The following is a 7,770-nucleotide window of genomic DNA, read 5'->3' as shown; positions in this document are numbered from 1 at the left end:
ATTGATACCTTTTTGGATTGCTTGTAAAGGGGATAGTAATTTTGAAGAAAAAAAGTAAATAGCAAAACATGAAATAAACAATATAATAATAGAAAAAATAATTTGCTTATATGCGTCTTTTAAAACCAACATTTCCAACTCATCTTGCTTTTGAGTTGCACAAGCAATATAGCTTACTTTAGCTTTTGAATTATCTATATTAGCGCAAATTCCAAATCTTTCTTCTTGTGTATCAACGCTTATATATTCAAATGTTTTATAATCTCCAAATTGCTGATGATATTTTTTTATCTCTTCTATACTTGGATGTTGAGTTAAGATTAGTGATTTATTATTTGATGCAAAAGGAATAGAGCTTGTTGTATCAAAAACAAAAACATTTCCTGGAAGTTTTTCAAAGGTCTTTTGCAAAGATGTTAGCAGTAAATCAACACCTAAAACACCTATCAACTTACCATTTTTCTTGATCGGGGTAGAATAAGTAAAACTAGGTAATTTTGTAACAGAATCTTCATAAACATCGCTTATAAACACTCCATCATTTGCAATAGCCCCTTTATACCAGTCTCTAGAAGTAGCATCGTAACTTGGATCATCATAAGAAGAAACTCCACCACCTCTTTTTCTAAAATTAACTCCTTTTTTATCAGAAACAGTATCGCTTACAAGCATAGTTCCATCGGGAAAACCAACATAGACAGCTAAAGTATTTGATCCATCTTTAAAAATTTTTAAATCATCTCCTAGTATTTGCTCCATAGAATCAAAATTTAAAACTTGATTTTTTCCCAAAGAATCAATGTATTTTTTTATGGCAAGTAAAATATCTATATAACCATCAACATATCCTTCCACTTGAGTTTCTGTGATCAATAAATAATCTTCATTCGCTTGTTTACTGTTTGAAATTAAATTATTTCTACTAGAAACAAATGCCATTATAGTGATTATTGATAAAGCTAAAAAGACAATAACACCAACAACAATGGACAATTTATTTTTCACACTCATTTGTGTATTTACATTCATATATCTCCTTTTTTGTATTTAAATTGAAGTATTTTAGTAAATATATTTTATCAAAAAAATAATAAATTTTAATAAAAATTATATATTATGACAAAATATTTGTTTATTATTTAAAATAATACTCTGCTGGTTTAGTGAAGAAAAATGAGGTATATAAGCATAACCGCTAATAGGATTTATAACTATACATATATGCTGATCTTGTTTATTAGATAATCTTATAATGCAATCATTATTAAAAGAAGCAAGTTTATCATAAGGACGCATAGCATTTTTCAAAGGTGTATATAAGCGACCATAATCATCAAAAATTAAACGCGTACTTCCCTTGCAAGCACCTTCAAACAAAACTTTTGAAATACCATATGTTTTTTCTATATTATATTTTAAATTCGCCTTAGAATCATTTTGATTTATTACTCCGCTTTGTCCTGAGTTCATCAATAAGTTTGGATTAATTAAATCAACAGCTATTTCTCTGTCTTTATTAATCATGTTTTTACCTATATTTGCATTACCATCACCATTTTTATCTAAAAAAATAGTATAAGTTTGTTCATTATTTGTAGCTGACTTTGAGCGTATGAAATATAATTGCCATTTGGCTTTAAACCACTCTCGTTTAGCAATGTTAAATTCTTTTACTCTAAAATCATTTTGTATTAATGCTAAATGTCTTGTGTATTTAATATCATTTAAAATTTGTTCAGCCCCTAAACGCAAATAGTCAGGTTTGTAATAAAAATACCCCATAGAAAACAATAAAGACAATATAATACAAACAAAAACTAGTTCTATTAAAGTAAAAGCTTGTTTCATTTTATATAATAATAAATTTTATGCTTACCTAAACTAACATATATCTTACTAGCTTTTTTACTAGAATGAAGTTCTAATTTACCTTTGGAAATACCATAAAATTTAAGTCTTAAAGCTAACTCTTTATCTTTAGTGAAAATATGTGTAAAATTTCTTTGTTTTAATTTTAAAGACAATTCTTTAGCAATATGATAATCATAAGCAAAATGTTTTTTTGGATCTTTTAATAAATAATAAAAACTTTGATTAAAAATAATACCAAGATAAAAAAATAGTAAAAAAACTAAAGAGCATTCTATAAAAATTTTATGTTTTAGGCGTAATTGTGGCATTCTTGAGCGATAAGAAGACATTAAATAACGAACTAATAATGGAGTACAAACTACACAAAAAGGTAAAAAGTCTTCTAAAAAAAGTCTTTGTCTTATAGAAAAAATCAAACAAAAAACAAAAGTAGTTGCACTAATAAACCATAAAAGCGGTTTATCATCTTGTAAAAGAATTTTATAAATAACATAAAAAAAATAAAGAAAAATTAAAGGTGAAAAGCAAGCTGCAAAAATACCTAAAGTATCTAAAAAATATCCTTTAGGTTTTCCACTTGCATCAAAACCATAAATACTCATTGCAATAGCAAATAAAATCAAAGAGCATGCAATAAGTAATTTATCTTTTTTATATATAGCAAAAAAGAAAAAAGATAAATATAAAATTACAAAATTTCCATCTACAAAAAGAACTAAAAAAAACAAGATATAAAATAAAAAAAATTTTTTATATTCAAACAGCACCAAAATCAAAAGCGTAAAAAATATTACTATGCTAGATTCATTGATAAGCAAAGCACTGGCTACACTACCAGGAAGCAATATAAAAAGCACAACAGAAATAAAAGCATCAAAAGAAGTTTTGGTGTATCTTAAAGCCAAAATATACAACAAAATACAACTTAAAGAATGCAACAAAACAAACGGAAGTCTTAATCCAAAATCATTTTGTCCAAGAAGAGTAGTACCAAATCTAGCAATCATAGCAATTAAGCTATGATCGTAAAAATAAATTTGTGCTTCATTATAGCTGATAGATAAAGTGCTTACACCATATAATAAAGCACAAAAATCAAAAAATAAAACGGCTAATAAATACCTTTTCATTTTTGATTAGTCAAGTTTTACAGGCCCATTACTTGCGTGAGATTGTAAAAATCTTAAAATTCTATCTTTTTCCGCATCAGTGATTTTAGCAAAACCTTGCATAGCAGATAAATATGCATCCCATTCTTCCATTAAATGTTCTTTTGGTTTATGTGCTGCGTGACAACTTGTGCAAGTATCATAATAAGTTAATTCTATCTCATCCCAAGCAAGAATTTCTTGATCGGTCAAATCTTTACTTTTAACTAAAAATTCCATTTCATTACTTGCATTTTTACCATTTAAAGTAAGTAAAAGATAAATTCCATCTTTGGTATAAGCAAGGCTTTTTGGATTTGACTCCACAACCTCACCTTTGACTTTAATTAAAGAGTATTCACCTTCTTCTTTTATAAGCTCCACTTTAGAGCCTTCATAAATTTGTCCTACTACTTTTTTACTAGCACTATCTAAAAGATCTACTTTTTCATTAAAAATAAACATATCTTTAGCAAACAAAGCACTAGCTAAAAAAGTTAATGTCAATATAATTTTCTTCATTTTAAGCTCCTATGATTTCTGGTGGTGTAGTTGAATTATAAGGTTTTATAACTTCTTTTAGCTTTTTAATACCCACTAAGCAAGTATTTACACTAGTTGCTTGAGCCATAGTTGAAGTTGGTCTTGAGCTTGTTAAAACATTTACATGACCTGCATTACATCTTGGCTTGCTATCGCTTACATCTTCAGGGTCATACCAAGCACCTTCTTGGATACTAACAACCCCTTCCATGATATTATCTGTTACAAAAGCACCTGCTAAAAGTGATCCACGATCATTATATACTTCTACAACTTCTCCGTGGGTAATACCAAGTTTTTTAGCATCATTTGTATTAATCATCACAGGCTCTCTACCTTGAATTTTATACAAATCTCTTACCCAAGTATTATCAAGTTGAGAATGCACTCTATATCTTGGATGTGGACTTACTAAATGGAAAGGATATTTTTTAACTAATTTTTCATTACCCAACCACTCTGCAGGCTCAAACCATGTTGGATGTGCTTTAAAATCATCTAAATTGTATTTTTCAAATTTTGGAGAATAAATTTGGATTTTTCCACTTTCTGTTGCAAGTTTATTTGCCACAGGATCGGCTCTAAATTCAGAGTGTCTTACAAAATTATAAGCTTCTTTTGGTGGTTCAAAATGGATAAAACCTTGTTTCCAAAAGTCAGCAAATTCCATATAATAAGGACAATCACTTCTTCCATAAAAACCTTCAAGCCATTGTTGTTTTGTTTTATTACCTGTAAATTTTTTATGCTCTCTCTCGCCAATTCTTTTTGCTAATTCTTCGAAAATATCATAGTCATTTCTACTTTCAAAATAAGGCTCAATTACTTTTTTCATAGCATAAACATAATCTTGAGAATAAGAGCCACCAAAGCTAATGTCATCTCTTTCTAAAGTTGTAGTTGAAGGTAATACAATATCTGCCATTTTTGCCATAGGAGTCCACCAAGGCTCATGTACAATTAATGTATCAAGTGTTCTTAAAGCTTTGATAAGTTCATTTGTATTTGGATGATGACCCAATACAGAAGCACCCACTACATACATGAGTTTAATTTTAGGATAAGTGATTTCTTTACCTTTAAATTTAACTGTTTTACCTGGATTTAAAATAGCTTCTGAAACTCTACTTGCAGGAATATTAATATCAAGATTATTTTTACCTTGTGGTAAACCTACTGGTAATCTTACACCTGAAAATGCTTGACCACCACCTGAATAATGCATAGAAAAACCAAATCCACCACCAGGTAAGCCTACTTGACCTATCATTGAAGCTAAAACCATTAAAGTCCAATCGGCTTGCTCACCATGGTGTGCTCTTTGCATAGCCCAGTTACCTGCTAAAAAGGTTCTATTTTTTACAAAAGTATCTGCTAATGCAGTAATAACTTTTTCTTCAACGCCGGTAATATTTGCAGCCCAAGCTGGAGTTTTATCAATACCATCAGTTTTTCCAAGCAAATAAGGTAAGAATTTGTCAAAACCATCAGTGTATTTTTCAATGAATTTTTTATCATATTTTCCACTTTTATATAAATAATTCATCATACCAAGCATTAAAGCAACATCAGTATTTGGACGAATCTTAATCCACTGGGCATTTAAAATTTCTGCTGTTTGAGTATATTGAGGATCGATAGTTATAAATTTAATTTTTGATTTGCTGTATTTTTTATAATAATCATCATTACCACGATTTGCAACTTTAAAATCAATTTGATTACATTTATAAAGATCAGCTCCCCATAAAACATAAACCTGAGTGTTTTCCAAAATAACTTCATGAGAAGTTTGTAAAGAATAAACTTCCAAATCTCCTACTATGCTAGCATTTACTTTACCAGCAGCACCATTACTATACTCACCATCAGTGCCAATATGGCCACCTAAAGCGGTGTTAAAAAATCTTCCTGCTACTGAGTTGCAATTGTGCAATAAACCTACATGTCCCCATGCACCATAACTTGCATTAAATAAATTTTCAATAGGGGTTTCTTTTAATTTTTCCAATACAAGCTCTAAAGCTTTCTCCCAACTTACTCTTACAAAAGGTTCTTTACCTCTTAATTTAGGTCTTTTTTTACCTTCTAAAAAGCTTTTTCTAACACAAGGATACTTTACCCTAGTGTCTGAATAAGTTCTATCGATAATAGCATCAGTTATTACTGAAGGATGTTTATCAGATTTTTGTGGAGTAACTTTTACTATTTTTCCTTCTGAATTTACTTCAGCCCAAAAAGCACCAAAGTGAGTTGCATGAGGAATTTTTTTAGTATCGTAAAATTTTGTTTGTGCTGCCATTAAAGGATTAACGGAAGCAACTGCTGAAGTTGCAGCAAGACCTTTTAAGAATTTTCTTCTTGTTAAACTCATGTTTGTCCTTCCTTTTAGTTTAGTATTTAATTATATTGTATTATTTATAGCTAATAATAAACTAAATTTTAATACTCCAGAAAAAATCAATCCATTCTTTAGCTTCTTTAATATAAAATTCAGGGATTAATAATGCTGAAGTTTTGTAAAAAACACTTGCTACTTTAAGCTCTAAATGAGGAAACTTTTGACTTAAGACTCTCTTAATTTCTATCATAGTTTCACCACTATCTATGATATCATCTACCAAAAGAACTTTTTTATATGAACTAAGATCAGGAATATTAAAAATTTTAATCGTATCTAATTTTTGAGTATCTTCATAATGGATAGAATTTAAAGAAAATAAATTTCTATTACCCATACCTTCTGCTAAAAAATGGCCTAAAGTCATACCACCTCTTGCTATAGCAAGTAAAACATCGGGATTAAATTCCTCTTTTATTTTGCGCGTAAAAGGGATAATTTCTTTTTGAAATTCTTCATAAGCATAATAATACATAATCACTTCCTATAAAAATTGTAATAAAAATACCAATAATGAAATTGCACTTAAAATGACAATTCCAAGATTAATTTTATCAAATTCTTTTTGCATAATACGCATAAATAAATACGCAATAAAACCAAAAGCAAAACCTGTTGTAATAGAATAAGTCAGCGGCATCATAATAATAATAAAAAACGCACTCACAGCTATTGCTTTATCTTTAAAATTAATATTTGCAACTTCCATAAACATTAAAACTCCAACAAGAACCAATACAGGATAAATAGAATTTGCAGGAATAGCTTTAAATACTGGTAGTAAAAATAAAGTGAAAACAAAACATATAGCAGTAACTAAAGCTGTGAGACCTGTTCTACCGCCTGCTTCAACTCCTGCTGAACTCTCCACAAATGCCGTTACAGTAGAGGTACCAACAACTGCTCCCATAGCTGAACTAACAGCATCTACCCCTAAAGTTTTTCCTAGTTTTTTATCACCTTGTTTTGGATCATCAAATATTTTTCCTCTTGAGCCTACGCCTGTGATTGTCCCTACGCTATCAAAAAGCTGAGTAACAAAAAAAGTAAGCACTATAGGAATCATACTAAGCTCTAAAGCTCCTTTAATATCAAGCTTACCAAATATTGCACTTAAGCCATTATCTCCGTTTATAACTGGCATCGATAAAAGTTGTTCTGGAAACCTAGCTCCATCAATACCAAAAATCCAAGCACACAAAGCACTTACAAAAACAGCTAAGATAAAAGCAGCTTTAATCCTCCAAGCCCAAAAAACAAAAACTAAAAACAAACCAAATAATCCAAAAAGTACTTTAGTGCTTGAAAAATCTCCCAAGCCTACTAAAGTTGCTTCGCTTTTGGTGATAATTCCCATTTGCACAAGTCCCATAAAAGCTATAAAAGTTCCAATACCCGCTGATATAGCTTTTCTTAGATCATTTGGTATGCTTTTTATAACCCAAATTCTAAAATTAGTAAAAGATAAAAAAGTAAAAACAATACCTGATAAAAAAACAGCCCCCAAAGCACTTTGCCAAGGAATTTGATAAGTATTACACACGCTAAAAGTAAAATACGCATTTAATCCCATGCCTACACTCATAGCCACAGGAGTATTAGAAAAAAAAGCACTTAAAGTAGTAGCTATAATAGTTACCAAAGCGGTTGCTACGATTAAAGCCTCTAGTGGCATACCTGAATTGCTCATTATATTAGCATTAACCGGTATAATATAAATCATTGCTAAAAAGGTAGCAATACCTGCATAAATTTCAGTTTTTACATCGCTATTATGCTCTTTAAGTTTAAAAAAATCCATTTTAA

Annotated in this window: 7 protein-coding genes; all 7 read right to left on the bottom strand. The window is 29.6% G+C overall.

All coding sequences use genetic code 11. From position 1 onward, the window contains the following. A partial coding sequence (locus L8Y18_RS04930; protein WP_263659815.1) for a cache domain-containing protein occupies positions 1–1,029 on the bottom strand: 1,029 nt, incomplete at its 3' end. Between the two features lie 78 nt (positions 1,030–1,107). Further along, positions 1,108–1,848 carry a Tfp pilus assembly protein FimT/FimU gene (locus tag L8Y18_RS04925; protein WP_133319343.1) on the bottom strand — a complete coding sequence of 247 codons (741 nt, stop codon included), beginning with the start codon at positions 1,846–1,848 and terminating at the stop codon, positions 1,108–1,110. Further along, a complete protein-coding gene (locus L8Y18_RS04920; RefSeq protein ID WP_263676387.1) occupies positions 1,845–3,002 on the bottom strand; it encodes a hypothetical protein in 1,158 nt (385 codons plus the stop codon). The genes L8Y18_RS04925 and L8Y18_RS04920 overlap by 4 nt, the downstream gene beginning before the upstream one ends. Before the next feature lie 6 nt (positions 3,003–3,008). After that, complete coding sequence (locus L8Y18_RS04915) at positions 3,009–3,542, bottom strand: hypothetical protein (protein WP_133319345.1); 534 nt, start codon at positions 3,540–3,542, stop codon at positions 3,009–3,011. A 1-nt stretch (position 3,543) separates the two neighbouring features. Next, positions 3,544–5,937: a molybdopterin guanine dinucleotide-containing S/N-oxide reductase gene (locus L8Y18_RS04910; RefSeq protein ID WP_263676386.1), complete on the bottom strand. Its 2,394-nt coding sequence runs from the start codon at positions 5,935–5,937 to the stop codon at positions 3,544–3,546. 61 nt (positions 5,938–5,998) lie between these two features. Next, positions 5,999–6,439, bottom strand: a complete 441-nt coding sequence (locus L8Y18_RS04905; protein WP_133319347.1) for a phosphoribosyltransferase — start codon at positions 6,437–6,439, stop codon at positions 5,999–6,001. Positions 6,440–6,448: 9 nt separating this feature from the next. Further along, positions 6,449–7,765, bottom strand: coding sequence for an NCS2 family permease (locus L8Y18_RS04900; RefSeq protein WP_263676385.1), 1,317 nt, complete (start codon positions 7,763–7,765; stop codon positions 6,449–6,451). Positions 7,766–7,770 lie beyond the last annotated feature (5 nt).

This window comes from Campylobacter sp. CNRCH_2007_0968H (genome assembly GCF_025773245.1).
Classification (GTDB): Bacteria; Campylobacterota; Campylobacteria; order Campylobacterales; family Campylobacteraceae; genus Campylobacter_D; species Campylobacter_D lari_D.
Note: the sequence above shows the minus strand (reverse complement) of the source record. Positions and strands in the feature narration are given on the sequence as shown.

What these genes read in the sequence shown, in the direction of transcription:
- L8Y18_RS04925 (WP_133319343.1), bottom strand. Translation starts at nt 1,848, where the DNA reads ATGAAACAAGCTTTTACTTTAATAGAACTAGTTTTTGTTTGTATTATA.
- L8Y18_RS04920 (WP_263676387.1), bottom strand. Translation starts at nt 3,002, where the DNA reads ATGAAAAGGTATTTATTAGCCGTTTTATTTTTTGATTTTTGTGCTTTA.
- L8Y18_RS04915 (WP_133319345.1), bottom strand. Translation starts at nt 3,542, where the DNA reads ATGAAGAAAATTATATTGACATTAACTTTTTTAGCTAGTGCTTTGTTT.
- L8Y18_RS04910 (WP_263676386.1), bottom strand. Translation starts at nt 5,937, where the DNA reads ATGAGTTTAACAAGAAGAAAATTCTTAAAAGGTCTTGCTGCAACTTCA.
- L8Y18_RS04905 (WP_133319347.1), bottom strand. Translation starts at nt 6,439, where the DNA reads ATGTATTATTATGCTTATGAAGAATTTCAAAAAGAAATTATCCCTTTT.
- L8Y18_RS04900 (WP_263676385.1), bottom strand. Translation starts at nt 7,765, where the DNA reads ATGGATTTTTTTAAACTTAAAGAGCATAATAGCGATGTAAAAACTGAA.